At 37.7% G+C, this 17,563-nt stretch carries 15 protein-coding genes and 1 tRNA gene; 11 read left to right on the top strand and 5 right to left on the bottom strand.

The window, feature by feature from the left end:
• Positions 1-111 precede the first annotated feature (111 nt).
• From glgB to QE450_RS09720, 4 genes are all read left to right on the top strand, one after another.
• A complete protein-coding gene (gene glgB / locus QE450_RS09735; protein ID WP_273612617.1) occupies positions 112-2,034 on the top strand; it encodes a 1,4-alpha-glucan branching protein GlgB in 1,923 nt (640 codons plus the stop codon).
• 16 nt (positions 2,035-2,050) lie between these two features.
• Positions 2,051-3,484 carry a glycogen synthase GlgA gene (glgA, locus tag QE450_RS09730; protein WP_273612616.1) on the top strand — a complete coding sequence of 478 codons (1,434 nt, stop codon included), beginning with the start codon at positions 2,051-2,053 and terminating at the stop codon, positions 3,482-3,484.
• Positions 3,485-3,692: 208 nt separating this feature from the next.
• Positions 3,693-4,532, top strand: coding sequence for a hypothetical protein (locus QE450_RS09725; RefSeq protein WP_307298906.1), 840 nt, complete (start codon positions 3,693-3,695; stop codon positions 4,530-4,532).
• Between the two features lie 72 nt (positions 4,533-4,604).
• A complete protein-coding gene (locus QE450_RS09720; protein ID WP_307298903.1) occupies positions 4,605-7,367 on the top strand; it encodes a PAS domain-containing hybrid sensor histidine kinase/response regulator in 2,763 nt (920 codons plus the stop codon).
• An 82-nt stretch (positions 7,368-7,449) separates the two neighbouring features.
• Here QE450_RS09720 and QE450_RS09715 read toward each other — a convergent pair whose 3' ends face one another.
• Complete coding sequence (locus QE450_RS09715; protein ID WP_307298900.1) at positions 7,450-8,343, bottom strand: AraC family transcriptional regulator; 894 nt, start codon at positions 8,341-8,343, stop codon at positions 7,450-7,452.
• Between the two features lie 154 nt (positions 8,344-8,497).
• On the opposite strand from QE450_RS09715, the gene QE450_RS09710 reads away from it, so the two are divergent.
• From QE450_RS09710 to QE450_RS09700, 3 genes are all read left to right on the top strand, one after another.
• Entirely contained in the window at positions 8,498-8,941 is a 444-nt protein-coding gene (locus tag QE450_RS09710) for a YybH family protein (protein ID WP_307298898.1), read from the top strand.
• 154 nt (positions 8,942-9,095) lie between these two features.
• Complete coding sequence (locus QE450_RS09705) at positions 9,096-9,404, top strand: hypothetical protein (protein WP_273612611.1); 309 nt, start codon at positions 9,096-9,098, stop codon at positions 9,402-9,404.
• Positions 9,405-9,429: 25 nt separating this feature from the next.
• On the top strand, positions 9,430-9,603 hold the full coding sequence (locus QE450_RS09700; RefSeq protein WP_307298894.1) for a hypothetical protein: 174 nt from the start codon (positions 9,430-9,432) through the stop codon (positions 9,601-9,603).
• Positions 9,604-9,739: 136 nt separating this feature from the next.
• Here QE450_RS09700 and QE450_RS09695 read toward each other — a convergent pair whose 3' ends face one another.
• Both QE450_RS09695 and QE450_RS09690 read right to left on the bottom strand, forming a co-directional pair.
• The gene (locus QE450_RS09695) at positions 9,740-10,003 is read right to left on the bottom strand and encodes a hypothetical protein (protein WP_273612609.1); all 264 of its coding nucleotides are present in this window, start codon (positions 10,001-10,003) and stop codon (positions 9,740-9,742) included.
• A gap of 20 nt (positions 10,004-10,023) precedes the next feature.
• Positions 10,024-10,203 (bottom strand): hypothetical protein, encoded by a 180-nt coding sequence (locus QE450_RS09690; RefSeq protein ID WP_307298891.1) that lies wholly within the window; start codon positions 10,201-10,203, stop codon positions 10,024-10,026.
• Between the two features lie 883 nt (positions 10,204-11,086).
• Between QE450_RS09690 and QE450_RS09685 the strand changes: the two genes are divergently transcribed.
• Positions 11,087-12,091, top strand: coding sequence for a hypothetical protein (locus QE450_RS09685; protein ID WP_273612607.1), 1,005 nt, complete (start codon positions 11,087-11,089; stop codon positions 12,089-12,091).
• Between the two features lie 107 nt (positions 12,092-12,198).
• Here the strand turns inward: QE450_RS09685 and QE450_RS09680 are convergent, their stop codons facing one another.
• Both QE450_RS09680 and QE450_RS09675 read right to left on the bottom strand, forming a co-directional pair.
• Positions 12,199-13,008, bottom strand: coding sequence for a WYL domain-containing protein (locus QE450_RS09680; RefSeq protein ID WP_307298887.1), 810 nt, complete (start codon positions 13,006-13,008; stop codon positions 12,199-12,201).
• A complete protein-coding gene (locus tag QE450_RS09675; protein ID WP_307298884.1) occupies positions 12,983-14,296 on the bottom strand; it encodes a helix-turn-helix transcriptional regulator in 1,314 nt (437 codons plus the stop codon). The genes QE450_RS09680 and QE450_RS09675 overlap by 26 nt, the downstream gene beginning before the upstream one ends.
• A 191-nt stretch (positions 14,297-14,487) precedes the next feature.
• Between QE450_RS09675 and QE450_RS09670 the strand changes: the two genes are divergently transcribed.
• From QE450_RS09670 to QE450_RS09660, 3 genes are all read left to right on the top strand, one after another.
• A tRNA-OTHER gene (locus QE450_RS09670) sits at positions 14,488-14,552 on the top strand.
• Positions 14,553-14,825: 273 nt separating this feature from the next.
• On the top strand, positions 14,826-16,331 hold the full coding sequence (locus QE450_RS09665; protein ID WP_307298880.1) for a TROVE domain-containing protein: 1,506 nt from the start codon (positions 14,826-14,828) through the stop codon (positions 16,329-16,331).
• Positions 16,332-16,525: 194 nt separating this feature from the next.
• On the top strand, positions 16,526-17,488 hold the full coding sequence (locus QE450_RS09660; RefSeq protein WP_307298877.1) for an ABC transporter substrate-binding protein: 963 nt from the start codon (positions 16,526-16,528) through the stop codon (positions 17,486-17,488).
• Positions 17,489-17,563 lie beyond the last annotated feature (75 nt).

Below are 17,563 nucleotides of genomic sequence, written 5' to 3'. Positions count from 1 at the left end.
CTTAAATGGTTTACCTATTCTAATCAGGGCAATAATAAATTAGAATAGATAAAGAACATATCAAATGATGATAAAATGATGTATACATTTATTAGTTAGCGGGGTGATGTTTTGAGTCAAAAACGGACAGTCTACGGAGAGCCAACTCCAGAAGAGCTTTATCTTTTTCATGAAGGCACCAATTTTCATACGTATCGTCATTTTGGATCTCATGTGACATCAGAAAATGGAGAGTCCGGTGTGCGTTTTAGTGTATGGGCACCTCATGCTGCACGTGTTGGCGTAGCAGGCGATTGGAACAACTGGGATGGAGAACATTATCAATTACATAAACTTCCAAACTCGGGAGTATGGACAGGATTTTTACCGAATATTCATGAAGGCACTTTATATAAATATCATATTACTTCATCTAATGGTGATTCGTTTCTCAAAGCTGATCCGTATGCTCACTATGCTGAAGTACGTCCAGCTACAGCCTCGGTAGTTGCTTCTTTATCTGGATATACATGGAACGATGCGGTATGGAGACGCAAACGTCGTGCTCCTTATCGCAAACCACTCAATATTTATGAAATGCATTTTGGTACATGGAAACAAAAAGAAGATGGTAGCTTTTACACTTATCGTGAGCTAGCAGATTTGTTGATTCCTTATTTGGTAGATATGGGATATACGCATTTAGAATTGATGCCATTAACCGAGCATCCGTATGATCTATCATGGGGGTATCAAAGTACAGGATACTTTGCGCCAACGAGTCGTTATGGAACTCCACAAGAGCTAATGTACTTCGTAGATGCTTGTCATCAAGCGAATATTGGAGTGATTTTGGATTGGGTTCCCGGGCATTTCACCAAAGATGCACATGGACTGCGGATGTTTGATGGTACACCATTATATGAGTATGCTGATCCAGATCGAGCAGAGAAAATCGGATGGGGTACATTATCGTTTGATTTTAGCAAGCCAGAAGTTCGTTCGTTTCTGATTTCAAGCGCACTATATTGGATGGAGATGTTCCACTTTGACGGTCTGCGTGTTGATGCAGTTACCAGCATGATTCGACTTGATTTCGGTAGAGAAACAGTTGGAGGTTGGAAGCCGAATGAACAAGGTGGAGCTGAAAACAAAGAAGCTATTTTATTTTTGCAACAGCTTAACAAAACGATCTTCCAATATTACCCGCATGCGTTAATGATGGCAGAAGAATCAAGTGCATGGCCGGGTGTGACGAAGCCTGCGCATGAAAATGGACTTGGGTTTAATTATAAATGGAGTATGGGCTGGATGAATGATACGCTCGATTATATGGAATCTGATTTTGAGCAACGTCCAGAAAAGCATAATCTTTTAACATTCCCTATCACCTATGCTTTTGCTGAAAATGCTACATTACCACTGTCCCATGATGAAGTAGTACATGGCAAAAAATCGTTGTTAGATAAAATGCCGGGCGCTTATGAGCAAAAATTTGCAGGTCTGCGTCTATTGCTTGCGTATCAAATGACTCATCCGGGCAAAAAGCTGTTATTTATGGGTGGCGAATTTGGACAATTTATCGAATGGAAAGATCAAGATCAATTGGATTGGTTGTTGCTTGAGTACGATATGCATCAGAAAATGAAAAGTTATACACGTGAGCTAAATCATCTATACCTTCAATTACCTGCTCTATGGGAACAAGATCATGAGTGGCAAGGATACGAATGGTTGAATGCAGATGATGCTGCACGCAGTGTAATTACGTATATGCGTAAAGGAAAGAAAACAAACGATACACTGATTATAGCGATTAATTTCCAACCGATTCCGCAGGTGAATTATCGTGTAGGTGTACCCAAAGCAGGCACTTATGAAGAGATCTGGAATAGTGATGAACCTCGCTTTGGCGGAACAGGTGGACGAACAGAATCGTTATTATTCTCGGAGAAAGTTCCGTTCCATCAGCAAGAACAAAGTATTGAAATGACCTTACCACCACTTAGTGTCATTATTTTAAAGCGTCGAACTTCAAATAGACGCAAATTATAGAAGGAGGACATAAACGATGAATATTTTATTTGCAGCAGCAGAAGCGAATCCTTTTATCAAAACAGGGGGGCTTGCTGATGTTATAGGAGCATTACCTCAAGCACTACAAAAAGAAGGGGCAGACGTACGGATCGTCTTACCTTTTTATAAAAGTATTCCGGCACCGATTCGCGAAAAATCGGTTTTGTTGAAAGTTATTCAAGTGCAAGTGGGATGGCGTAGTCAATATTGCGGAATTATGCAATATATCGAAAATGGCGTTACAGTTTATTTGATAGATAATGAATATTATTTTGGTCGTGATGGTATCTATGGATATGGAGATGATGGAGAGCGCTTCGCATTCTTTAACCGCGCAGTGTTAGATATTTTACCTGAAGTCGATTTCCAACCGGATATTATTCATGCTCATGACTGGCATACCGGAATGGTACCAATGTTGCTTAAAGCACAATATCGTTATAACCCATTCTACGCTAACGTACACAGCGTATTTACGATTCACAATCTATTATATCAAGGCATTTTCCCTTACTCTGTTCTAGGAGATTTGCTTGGTATGGATGATCGTTATTTCCAATCAGATGGAATCGAATATCATGGAAATGTAAGCTTTATGAAAGGTGGATTGGTGTTCGCTGATCAAGTGACTACAGTAAGCCCAACATATGCTGAAGAGATCAAAATGCCATACTATGGTTATGGATTAGAAGGATTGCTTGGTTCTCTGGGAGATCGATTGCATGGAATTGTAAATGGAATCGATACGAAAAGTTATAACCCGGCAACAGATACGTATTTAACCAGTAATTATCGTAGTGCAACTGCCAAGCGTACAGCTAACAAACTAGCTTTGCAAGAAGAATTGGGATTGCCTATTGATGCCAAAATTCCTATGATTGCGATGGTTACTCGTCTGACTGAATCTAAAGGATTGGATCTAGTGACTCGTGTACTGGATGAATTTTTATATTATGATGATGTGCAATTTGTTATTTTGGGCACAGGTGAGCAAGAATACGAAGATTGGTTCCGCGAAGCAGTGGCTCGTCATTCAACCAAGCTTGCGGCGGAGATTAGATTCAGCGAAGGCGTAGCACGCCGTATCTATGCAGGTAGTGATATGTTCTTAATGCCTTCTAAGTTCGAGCCTTGTGGGATCAGTCAATTGTTAGCGATGCGTTATGGTAGTATTCCTATCGTGCGCGAAACAGGCGGATTAAATGATACTGTACAGTCATTTAACGAATTTACAGGAGAAGGTACTGGATTTACATTTGCAGCCTATAATGCTCATGATATGTTGTTTACAATTCGTCGTGCATTATCCATTTATCATCAACCAAAAGAATGGAAAAAAGTTGTGAAAAATGCGATAACCGGTGAATATAGCTGGCAGGTATCTGCGCAAGAATATTTGGAAGTGTATCGACAAGCATCGGAATCGTAAATAATTGCATTAAAGATCCAAAGTGTAACACGTAAGATGTAATAAAAGGCTACCCAAACGATATAGAATAACGGGTAGCCTTTTGTTATTTTCAACATTATTAATATGCTAATCATTCATATCTATAGATCAATCGAGAGTTAGAACGTGTTCTTGCTTTGGATTAAGCTATAGATTATCTCAATCATTGGTAAGGAGTGAGGCAGCGATGTTAAGCCTAACAAGCGCAAAGTGGGAACTTTTAGATGGGCCTTATGGTAACGGTGGACATATTCCATTGCAAATTCAGCACTTACAACAAGACTACGATCAAGAACAAGCAACAGCTTTATATTATGAAGAGTTGTATCATCAAAATACGATCTATCCTTGTACATATGTAACAGTACCTTATTTAGTAGAGCTGGCTTTACATACTTCAGAACATTACATTCTTACAGATATTTATATCGTATGTGGCCTGTTTGAAGCATGGAATCAGCTACCCCTTTCGTCATATAACGAAGATGTTGCAGATGCCTGGCGTTCTTATTTTGCAGATTTTGATGAAAATGAAGTCAAAGATATCTATCAATCATATACAGATTCACTTATACAGCTTCAGCAACGTATGGCAGAAGTGAGAATGCAGATCGATCAAGTAGAAGAAAGTGAAAAAATGTATATATTATCTGCAACAGCAGCTTTGCATGGATATCGGCAGTGGGCAAAATGTTTGTTAACGTACAGTGATGGTGAAGAATATATATTGGATTGTTCTCACTGTGATCAACCGATCTATATTTGGCCAGCTACTGATAGCAATATTACTGAATGGCGAGCATATAGCGAAGACCCGGTTATTCATACAGAGGCTACATTTGAAAAAGTAATACCTGATCTAGAATATGAGCACCAAATGGATCTGAATTGGTTATATACGTATATGGGTTCATTACAAATGTCATCTTGGTTAGCACAGCTTCCTTATTTAGGAGGAAGAGTGAAATGTCCTCACTGTTCTGACGATATATGTGTAAAGGAACAATTGTTACAACAGTTTTCCTAGCCCTATGTATTGTGATCAATTTCATTATAGTAGGCTACAGCATTGCTCAACATAAGGGAGCGTTAGAAAGATATGAGCGAAGTAACGATAAGCACAGAAGAATATGAAAGACTATTATCAAATGAAAAGCATTACCACAATATTATTAATTATTCTAATGACTTAATCAGTCGTCATCGTATAGACAAAGGATCGACATATATTTCTATGTCTAATGTAGCTTATGAAATGATGGGCTACCTGCCTGAAGAGTTAAAAGGTACTAGTGGATTTAGTTATATTCATCCTGATGATGTAGAACAAGTAATAGAACATATCAATATGAGCTTGATTATTAGCCATTATGCTACAGCGGCATATCGTATTTTGCGTAAAGATGGCTCTTATTTCTGGGCGGAGTCTGTCTGCCGTTATGTCTATGATGAGTATGGCAAAGAAATTGAGGTATTAGCAGTCACCCGGGATATTACTGAACGTAAATTGATTGAAGAACAACTACAACAAAATGAATGGCAAATGCGTCTGATTACCAATCACACCTCGGACTTTATTTCACGTCATAAAGCATCAGACAATCTTGAGTATTTATATGCTTCGCCGGCTTGTAAAACATTATTAGGTTATGAGCCTGAAGAAATGTTAGGCAAAGATGGGCTTAGCTATGTACATGAAGAAGACGTAGAGAAAGTACGAGACTACTTAATCTCTGTGCAACAGGTTCAAGTTGATCCAGAAGCGGTAATTTTTCGGTTCCGGCGCAAAGATGGAACGTATATGTGGTCTGAAACGACTTGTCGTTATACGTATACCGATCAAGGCGAATTTGAATATGTGGTAGCTGTGTCACGTGATATTACCGAACGACGCGAACAAGAGAAAAGAATGCGTGAAAGTGAAAGTCGCTATAAATCTTTATTTGAACATAATCCTATCGGCATTAACGCATTAAGTATGGATGGAACCTATCTGTCTATGAATAAAAGCATGGAACAGCTTTTAGGTTATACAAATGAGGATTTGAGAAATAAACCTTTTGAACCTGTTGCTCATCCTGATGATCTCGCTAAAACCAACTATCATTTTGAGTTAGCCAAAAAAGGCGAGACACAGACATACGAAATACGTACTTTTCACAAAGATGGTCATATTATTGAAGTACATGTTACCAATGTACCGATCTATGTGGAAAATGAAGTCGTAGGTGTCTACGGGATTATTAACGATATTACAGAACGCAATCATTATCTAGCTAAAATCAAAAATCTAAGCAATCAACAAGAGCTTATTCTGAACTCGGTATCTGAAGGGATATTCGGAGTCGATCTGGAAGGTAATACCACATTTATTAATCCGGCTGGATCAGCGATGTTAGGCTATGATGTGGATGCTATGATGAATGAGTATCACTTGAAGCAAATCGAGCAAAGTGAGCCAGACGGTAGTCCATCACTAGCAGGGGATACACCGATTCTACGTTCTCTTTCAGACGGTCAACCTCTTTATCGGGAAGAAGCAGTACTATGGCGACAAGATAATTCAAGCTTCCTTGCGTCTTATCGTGTAACCCCTATTATAGATAATGGAGAGCGTGTAGGGGCTGTTATCGTATTTCAAGATCGCACTGAAGAAAATGAAGTTATACGAGCTCGTGAAGTTGCCGAACAAGCAGACCGCGCCAAATCGGAATTTTTAGCGATTATTAGCCATGAATTGCGTACGCCTATGAACGGGATGATCGGCATGATTGAGCTATTATTTGATACGTTAGAAACGCAAGAACAACGTGAATATGCAGAGATTATTATGGATAGTAATAATGCATTACTTAAAATTCTAAATGAATTACTGGATTTTAGTAAAATCGAAGCTGGACGTATGGAACTGGAATACAGTGAAGTAAGTATTCAGCATTTGTTAGATCAGGTGACCGATATTTTTGCGATGCCTGTACAAGAAAAGAAACTATTTATTAATACGCATATCGATCCTAGATTGCCTTCCTATCTAATCGGAGACGAAGATCGATTACGACAAGTTCTTATTAATCTGGTCGGCAATGCAGTCAAATTCACAGATAACGGTGGAGTTCTTATTTCGGCTCACTTGAAGCCACAAAATAATGCTCAATCTATTGTTATCGAATTCTCTGTGCAAGATACAGGGCATGGTATACCAGAAGATCAACAAGCGAAGTTATTTCAACCGTTCTCCCAGATCGGTACAGCGACCAATCGCAGATATGGTGGAACAGGGCTTGGATTATCGATTTGCAAAAAGATTATTGAGTTAATGGGCGGTTCTATTCGTGTAGAAAGTAATAGCAATCGTGGAGCGACTTTTGCATTTACCCTCACACTGAATGCAGCCGATTATCCCGAAATTCCAACAGCAGAACAGTTGTTACCTGCTACACCATCTGTTCCTAGTTCATTATATGGCCCATTGCGTATATTGGTAGCTGAAGATAATGAAACCAACCAAAAAGTATTGCTAACCATTTTAAGTAAACGAGGATATCAAGCAGATCTTGTAGAAAATGGTGCGGCCGCTGTGGAAGCGACCAATCGCAAGTCATATGATCTGGTCTTTATGGATGTGAATATGCCGATTATGGATGGTCTGGAAGCCACCCGTCGTATTCGTCAACAACATCGTCACAAGCCTACACCGATTATTGTGGCTGTTACTGCATTTGCTCGTAAAGAAGAACAGTTATTGTGTATGGAAAGTGGGATGCAAGATTTTGTTTCTAAGCCACTGCGTATTACTGATATTGAAGCACAGTTAGAGAAGTGGTCAGAGTATATTCGCAATCATGCTAACGATAGAAAATAATAATATCACAACAAAGAAACTCTCTTAATGCTAGAGAGTTTTTTTGTTCACTATTTTATATGGAAAGTAAGCTTTTGGATCTTTACCATTCAAAGGTTTGTTCTCGAAAGTCGGAAGGAGTACATCCTGTTTCTCTTTTGAAAAATTTACTAAAATGGGTTGGTTCCTTAAAGTTAAGGTGTTCTGCAATTTGGTTAATAGATTGATCGGTATGCACAAGTAATCGTTTTGCTTCCAAAATCATTCGAGCAGAAATAAAAGCTTTGGCAGTCATGCCGGTTGCTTCTATGGTAGCTCTTGTTAACGTTTTTTCAGTACAATTTAAATAGTGAGCATACTCGCTGACATGACTCCATTCAGTAAAATGTGTCTCAACAAGCTTGTGGAAATGAATAAAACGTTGTGACAATTGAGTATATGTCATAGAATGAACATTTTTGTGCAAAATATGAAGCCATGTCATTAAAGCATACAGTTGATAACGTAATAACATATGGACATCTTCAGTTGGTTCTGGGATCAGAGAGTCTTCTGTCATTCTAGTAATCGAATGAACAGCTCGTGCCAATTCTGTCTTCGTTAGTGTTAGCACTTTGGGTAGTCTTTCAATATCAAAAGCTAGCTTGTGCTCATTTAAAGTTGAAGTCATAGGGATCAGAAACTCAGAACGAAATAAAATAATCCAACCTTCCCAATCTTCATCTTTTCCCAAGTTATGGACTTGATTAGGAGAGACCACAAGTAAAGTTCCAGATTTACATAAAACCGGTTCAAAATTAATCCATTGAGTACATTCGCCTTGAGTTACACAAATAAGCATATAGAATTTATATCTATACGTAATGTACATTCTTCCTTCAAGTGTACGCTTTTTCAATTCGGAAAAACTGAAAATTTCTAAGTCGTATGAATAAGGTGACGGCGGCTTATATCCTAAGGGTTCTATTTTGGAATCACTATTCAGTTTAAAATTCATAGTATATCTTTCCTTTCATTGATAAGAGGCAAAACAATAGAATGTCCATTTTATATCTTTTTTAGTCCTTATATAACCTTTATTTCATATCAAAAATTACCTAAAATGATCATATAGTATCTTATCAATATAACACAAAAAAGGAGTTTGAAAAATGAACACGATGAACCAGAACGAAATTGCTGAAATTGTCATGAATATCGAGCGCGCAAATAATGAGCGTTGGAATCAGGGAGATTGCTACGGTTACTTGGATAGTTATAGTGACGACATCAGTTACTTTGATCCAATTACTGAAAAACTTCTCGTGGGTAAAGAAGCTGTAGAAAAGCATATTTTGGCACACTATAAAAATCCGAATATTATCCGAAGCGAATATATTGATCCAGATGTAGCTATTAGCGAAGCTGGTGATCTCGCTGTACTGAGTTACAATTTACGTAATTTTGTAGCAGGAGAACATGGAGAAGAACAACTTCAGAATTTTTGGAACTCAACAGCAGTTTTTCGCCAAATTAATGGTAAGTGGCGCACAGTCAATGCTCACTGGTCTTTCGTCCAACATCCAGGAATTTTATCAAGACCGAATTCGTTTTAAAAGAAAGATGATAGATAGCATATTAAAAAGAACTCTCTTATTTATTAGGAGAGTTCTTTTTCTAGCTATGATACGTTACAGCGTACCACTTGCTGAATCCATATATGTTATTTTAATACAATAAATATTAAATATACTCTAGAGGTGGAAAACGGTGAAAAAAATTATTGTAATACCACAAGGTGAACAATATGCTAAGTATGTGGAAATAGGGTTGCTGATAGATCAATCATATGCGATTACATTAGGAGAAGAACATGTGCATCTGGTTAAAGTAAAGCCTACTACACAAGCAGATATTTATATTGCAGAGCAACCGTATAGTTTTATAACCATTGCTGTAGGTACATATGGAATTGAAGATTTACCTATCCTTCTTAAAAAACTGAAAAGCGTGTCAGGATATGCACTATTAACCAAGTATCATCATGTAGAAGATGATTATTTTAATCTAGCAGAATAATTATGAGTAGAAAGAAGGGAAGTTAATGAACATTCATTCTTCAAATCATCATAGTCATAAAATGAAATGGCTTCGAAATGCTATTGTGAGTGTAGCAGTCATTGGATGGTTAGGTAGTGTGTTTACAATAGGATCAAGACAAAGTGAGGCGACTATCCAAGCACCTCTACATCCAATTATCATAATTCATATTTTGTAATCGGTACTCCTAAGCTAGTGATAGCAGTAGTTGCAGGTGCTAGTGTTGGCATGGGTGTAGGTATACCATTTACTGCGAAATTATATACTAATATGTTAAGTTCTATAAAATGAAATATTATGTAGCGATCTAAGTATTATTGGTTATAAATAAAACCAATATAAACCAATGCTGCTAAACAAACCAAACATCCAAGAACAGCTAAAATTCGATGAAACTTAGGATACTTTTGCGGATTGATCGTAGAAAATTCGATGACTTGTGTTAATGTAAGTACAAAGTAGGCAAAAGCTGCTAAAGCCAGTAACCCAATAGCTTGCGGATAAACTAATCTCAATAGCAAACAAATCACCGCTACAATAGGACAAGTGATAAAAATAATCTTAAATAGTCGCTTCATCGTCAATACTCCATTTCGTATTATTTAGAAGATGTGGAAGGTTTATTTAGCACAAAAAAAGTAGCAACCAATATACATAACAAACCACCTAACCACCCTATAGTTGGAGCATAAGCAAATATATTTTTGCTGTACATTCCCAGAAGAATCAAGCATACACCTGCTAAAATGAACCCAATTACTTTACGTTGTAGCAACATATATTCGTCCTCCTTACATCATCAAGTACCTACAATAATCTAATATTATCAAAAAAAAAGAGAATCATTACTAAAATATAACGTCTTAGCTAGCATAAGAGATTTAATGTAATCGATTTTTTGAAATGAGGAAAGCTGATGATTGTCAATTCTAGAATGGAACAATATTTGAGTCATTTATTAGATGAACAAACCAACCAAATGAATATATCTATTGATCAAGCAGAAATTCAAAATCTGTAACGCCTTATTTTTTTGAGTGGGATCAATGTGTTCTTCTAAAACAATCCAGTGTAGAAGAATTACCTGTTTCTTTTGTACCTAATTCATATTTATTGGATCGAACCGCCTTTGAAGCCTATTATAATCATATACACTTAAATGATTGCATAAATTCAACTTCTGGATCATATCATTTATTACAAACTGCTATTGAAATTATCGAAATCTGGAAAATAACGTTGTCTAATCAATTTAAAAATAGAAAAAGATTTATCATTATATTGTCCTATGATGGGGAGGACTGTGTTTTACGATTTCATACATTAAGAGAAGAAGAACGTTCATGGTTAAACGTAGATTCATTAGAATCGTATGCAGAAGGAATTATGATGATAGAAGTATAATAAGATGTGTCATTGAAAGAACCATAATACAATAGCATCTCTATGAATAAGTTCCCGATATTTTCTACATGTTCAATATGATTTCGAGTTTCAAAGTATAGATTATGTAACATGAAAAAGGCGATTTTTGCTATCTGACTCGTTTTCTTATAGAATAGTCACGTAACAATGAACGCTATGTGTCTTTTTTTGGTTAATCATGATAGTGAGACATGAAGGCAGTCAGCTATATTTACACAACAGAGAGGAATGTACGCATGAAAAAAGTAAAAACATTACGAACGGTGAGCATTATGCTCATGCTAGGAGCATCGCTCACAGCTGTACATACAGCTTCTGCTGATCCATTGAAAGTGGATAATGCTTTTTTTGAAAAACAAAAGCAAGTGGTGATGGATCAGACTACGACTCATTCCAGTAATGATACAAGTGCATCCAAAGAAGTGCAAAAGCTTGAAAATGCCGATTACTTGTATATGAGTGAAGATGGTCAGGTGTATAGTTCCAAGCGTGGTTATTTAGGAGCAGCTAAAAAAGATGATGATCTGGAAGCTTCACGTGTTGGCGATCAACCGAGTCCACCCATCAGTGGCAATGGGCCTGCCGTTAAAGATGTAAATGGAGGCACAACCGGAGCTTTTGAACGTAAGCAATTAGCATACTCTGGCTTTGATAGTATTACATCAGATATCACTCTTCCTAAAGTAAGTGGTCTAGGTGCAGGCGAACAACCATGGGTGTATTATGGATTTGATTCTGATAATGCTTCGATTGAAGCAGGTTATGCGTATCAGACAGGTACTTTTAGATGGTTGCCGTATATTCGTTCCAATGGGTTTTATTATGCCGATTCTGCTTACCAGAAGTATGATGGTAATCGTATCAACAGCGTACAATTTTATCTAGCCAAAACAGCAACATCAGATACGTATTACAATGCGTATATGGTCGTAGGTGGAACGCAAGTAACGATTGCTCCGACTAAATTTACCGATAGTGATGCTCAATCCACTTCAGTAAAGAAAGTTACTTCAATTGCTAAAAAAGCTTTTGATGGTACAAATATTGAAGGGCGCACGATGAACCAACGTTATGATAATGTACAAGTGTCTTTATTTTATCAAGACCAAGCGTATCCATGGACACAATATCCAGAGTCTAGCGATTTTAAAAACAACAAATGGTACGGAACAATCGATAATCCTATCTCGTATGTACATCGCGATTGGGATAGCACCTCGATTTATAAAGATACCAACTAATGTATCGTCACAATCTTCTATAAAACAAAAGGAAGCCGATATGTACGATCAGGCTTCCTTTTTGTATATTTTTGTCCAAATAGAAGATCAGTGGATTGCTACTATTGTTAGATCTGATCTATACCGTACCTAGATAAAGCTTTGGTAGACGCATCGAATAATCGCCATTGCAGATAATTATTTTCAAGTACAACAACACGCTTACCGAGTGAACGTAACTTGCTAAGCACATAATGTGTTTCACTACCATCAAATACAAGATGGATGCGGTAGGTCTGTGTATCTTCACTGAATTTCACTTGTTTCTCAAAGCATGAAAAAGCATGCAAAATACGACTGAGTTCTATATTGTATTGAGGCAGGATTTGGATTAAAGCTTGATGCTGATTCGCTGTTGCTTTCTGCTCCATATACTGCTGAATCTGATTGTATTGAGTGCTCTCGATAGCAGGGAGATCTTCAATTTGGGTAATCCGTATCAATCTTGTAGTCATCGCTACTTGAGAACGCAAATTGTACCAGATTAGATACCATTCACGCTTGACCATAGAAAATTCTAAACGCCAGGGAACCGCAGGTTGCATCCCTGTGACTTGTCCATGTTTGTTCTCATACTGGATAGATACACATTCTTGTTGACGGATACTTTTTCGTAAAGGCTGAATTAACGTATGATACATATGATGGTGATGACTACCTGCTTTTTCGACCAATGCAGGCTGAAAAAGAAGTTGTTGCTCTTCTGGTATACAATCTATGATTTTGGCAATCAGGTCAGCAGATAATGCTTCACTAGAAATAGGATGATTTAACATCGTTTTGAGCCATATCCGTTCTTGAGTGGTTAACGTATACGTTCCATGTTCTTCTAAGACTGATGTTAATTGATAACTAAAAATCTTCTCGAACAGATTCATAATAAGCTTGAATCTCCTTCCATTCATCGATCAACGACTGACGTAATTCTGCGGGAGCCAGCACTTCACAGCTCGAACCAAAGCTACGTAGCCATGGTCTAATCTCGATATATCCATTCACTTGGATCTCATATACAAACCATTCATCGTTCTCATCTGTAATTTGTCCCCATTGTCCTTGCAATACGACACGCTCACGAATAAAATCTGTTGGTAATGGATCTGCTTTGTAAAAGCGTGCTTGCACTGTAATCGTATCTCCCGTATCGACTAACCAGCTATATTGCGTTTTACGTTGTAACTTTGCCAGATACTTTGCAACATGTTCTTCAGATTGTTGCTCTTCTTCTACAATATCAACCATACCGCTCATACGAAATTTAACGATTTGTCCTTTGGGATTAACACCAAGCAGATACCAGCGACCATATTGATGATCATAGACCACTTGTAGGGGCAACACGATATGCCGGTGCACAACCGTATTTTCATCGGTAAATAAAGGATTGGTCTGGCGCGCACTGTAATTATTTTTGACTTTAGTAGAAAAGTATTGAAACGATATTTGTCGCCGTACACGAATCATCTGAAGCAATGTATATAGGTGTGCTTCATCCAGAATACGAGCATCATAATGATATTTATAATGAAACGGTTCAATTAATCGCTGATCCCATTGTTCAGCAGGTATCGTAGCTTGAAGTGCTTTTTTGAGATTATCACGCAGTAAATATCCTTGCACTGAAGGAATTTGTGTATTTGCCATAATATCTACAAATTCATACAATTCGATCAATTCAGCTTGAGAGAGACAATCGGTTAGATCATTATTGAGGCGATAGTAATATGGACGAGTGCCGGGTTCACGACAAATCACACCGATCTCTTCTAAATATCGCAGATCCGAACGAATCGTTTTCTCGTCCGGTGGAACAGTATCACTATCGATCAGTTGCTCATCACAATAGACTAATAGCTGGGTGGCAGTCATTGTTTGCTGTTTTAAAGCAGTCAAAATCATAGGCAAGCGCTGACTTTCTGATTCTTTGATCGATTTGGCTCGATATAGAAACAGTAGGGTAGGTTCAGCGGAATCAACATAGCTATAACGAAATAGATCGTTTAGATCTTGCTCTCCATTAACTTCGCGTAATTTACGAATTGTTTTATCAAAAGTATGTATAGAAATGCCCAATCTACCAGCAAATTGTTGTCGATTATACGCATTGCCTGTCAAAGCTAACATGCGTAGATATTGAATTTCTTTATCAAAACTTTCTTTAGTCATTTGTGTTCCTCCAAGCATTTATTTCTATATGTTAGTGTTGTACAGGTTCTCTATGAAATCAAGCTTTTTATTATTCTATACAAGTCGCCATACTTTTGCCCTGTTCGCTAGATCGATAACATGAGAAGATGAATTCATCAAAGAGAGAGCAACAAAAGCATAACGCTTACGTTAGTTCATCGTATATCCGAGGCGTTCGAAAGGGTTACTTCGACTTCTAATCGACAGGTCGCTGGTTCGAGTCCAGCTTCCGCTGTATATAGCGGAATAGCTCAGAGGTAGAGCGGTACACGTACCTTTTCACCTTTTTCTTCGGATATACTTTTTAATAGTAGATGTATAGGAACATAGATAAGCACATAAATAGCCGAGGCGCTTGAAAGGGTTACTTCGCATTCATGGCGTACGGTGGCCGGTTCGAATCCGAATTCCGCTATATGGCGGAATATCTCAATGGTAGAGACGTATTTTACACCTTTTCAGCTTACTTCCTCGGTTACATATCATACTTTATAAGGAGGCGAACAGAATGAGCCAGGCAAAAGATATTTTTCAACAAGCAATACCACAAATGTTAAACCGAGCAGTCTATCCCGCATATGAGCGCAATCTGCGAGAACGTTATTTACAAACATTGTTAACGAATACGTTAGGAAATACGGTATATGCTAACAATGGTGAGCTATTAATCGAAGCTACAGTACTACATCAAGAAATGAGTGAACTTGATCCTGAATTTATGGCAAAAGCATTGGTATTTGCACGTAATCAAGGATATATGAGACTACAACCACTTTATGGCTTAGCAATCTTGTCTAAAGTTAGTCCTCAACTGTTCGCCCGTATTTTTGCACAAGTTGTACGTATTCCTTCAGATCTAACTGAATTTTTGACTATTTTGGAAAGTATCGGTCGTGGACAGGGTGGACGTGCAGTGAAGCGTCAAGTTGCTTTATTTCTAAATCGCACTTCTGAATACTGGGCGTTAAAATATAACGGTCGTGGTCGTGGATTCAATCTGAGCGATGCTATAGTGACTTCCCATCCTATCCCTATAGATGTTAAGCAACAAGCATTATTCCGCTATCTGCGAGGACATGAGACAAATCTTGCATTAATTCCGCAGATCGAAGCAATGGAAAAACTCAAAAAGGTAACCACTGATAAAGATCGTATCAAGCAGATTCAAAAAGGCAAGCTACCCTATGAAATTGTCACAAGTGTCATTACACCAACAACTAAAGTCTGGGCACATTTATTGTACCAGATGCCTGTATCTGCATTGTTACGTCATCTAAATACGCTACATCGTCATGATGTATTGGATCATCCCGAGCATTTGCAATATATACAGCAACGCTTAACAGATGTAGAAGCATTACGTAAAGCCAAGATTTTACCTTTTCAATTTGCCAAAGCCTACAATGAAGTAAAGCATCCTGAATTACGAGATACATTAAGCGAAGCAGTAGATTTATCGTTTGATAACTTACCTGATCTACCGGGAAGAACAGCTATCTTTTTGGATATTTCAGGTTCGATGAATGGTGAGTATTTACAGACAGGTGCTGTATTTGCTTATGCATTGTACAAAAAAACTAAAGGGAATTCTTTATTCTGGTTATTTAATACAACTGTACATGATGCCAAACCTTCACGTCGTGATAGTATTATGGGTCAAGCTCGACAGGTCAAAGCATATGGAGGAACCAATACAGGAGCTCCTGTTAAGCAGTTAACAGATATCAAAGAAAAAGTAGATCAGATTATTATAATTACAGATGAACAGCAAAACACGGGTAGTGCTTTTTATAGTGAACTGCAAAAGTATCGCCAAAAAATAAACCCTCACACAAAAGCATTTATTGTAGATATTGCTCCATATCAGACAGCTATGGTTCCACCTAAAGATCGTCAAACGTTTTATATTTACGGTTGGAGTGATACTGTGCTTTCTTTTATCTCCCAAACGCTTAAAGGATTCCATCATATGCAACATGAAGTAGAACAGATCGATCTAGAAAAAGACCTGTAATACGCTATAATATAAGATTTGTTCCCCTTTTGTATTGTTACAATAGAAGAGGGGAATTTTCTGCGTTGTTTCAGCAATTTACATTACAGGTTTACTTTAAAGGAACAACGTATTATAATAGCAAACGTTGAGAATAATTATCATTATCATAAAAATAAAAAAGATAATAATACGGATATGAAGGAGACAGGAACATGATACTTAAAAAGCTAACCAAAACGATTTTGACGGTGGGTGCATTAACAGCGATTCTAGCAGGGTGTGGCAATACAAGCACAGCTAATCAAGCGGCTACGACTAGTATGAATACCGCCAACGCGATTACAATTCAAGATACAGTCGGTACAACGACTTTGCCAGCACCTGCACAAAAAGTTGTTGCACTGGAATGGTCATTTGCAGACGATCTATTGGCACTTGGGATAACACCTGTAGGGATTGCTGATGATGATAAGCCAGAAGCGATGACCAAATTAGCAGGTAAAGCATTTGAATATATGCCTTTAGGTAAACGTGAGACCCCTCATTTGGAAAAGATTACTGAAGCTTCGCCTGATCTAATTATTGCAGATAGCGACCGCCATACCAAAATTAAAGATCAATTGGATCAGATCGCACCTACGATTGTATTGAATAGCCGTAAAGGTTCTTATGCTGAAAGTATTGATGATTTCAAAGTCATTGCCAAAGCTGTTGGTAAGGAAAAAGAAGCAGAAGCACGTGTCAAACAGCATGATCAAATAATGGCTGATCTCAAAAAACAAGTAGAAGCGATGGGAAGTAAAAAAGTATTAATTGGTGTTGCACGTAAAGACGGATTTGATGTACATACATCTGATTCTTATGCAGGTCAGGTCATGACAGAAATGGGCTTCCAAAATGCTATCTCTAATACTGACGAACCTTATGTAGAGCTAAGCTTAGAGACGCTTACTACGCTTGATCCAGATGTGATCTTTATAGCAACGGATGATTCTGAAGCAATCACGAATAAGTGGAAAGAAACACCAGTCTGGAAAAACTTGAAAGCTGCTAAAAACAACCAAGTCTTTATGGTAGATCGTGATATCTGGACTCGATTCCGTGGCATCACACCTGCTGAGAAAATTGGACAAAATGCATTGGACTTTATCAATGGTAAAGTGAAAAGCCAATAATTGAAGTGATTGAGCTAATCACAGCAACAAAAGCTATACTTGACAGAACCCTGTTGAGTGTAGCTTTTTTGTATT

Source organism: Paenibacillus sp. SORGH_AS_0306 (assembly GCF_030819345.1).
In the GTDB taxonomy this organism is placed as follows: Bacteria; Bacillota; Bacilli; order Paenibacillales; family Paenibacillaceae; genus Saccharibacillus; species Saccharibacillus kyungheensis.
Note: the sequence above shows the minus strand (reverse complement) of the source record. Positions and strands in the feature narration are given on the sequence as shown.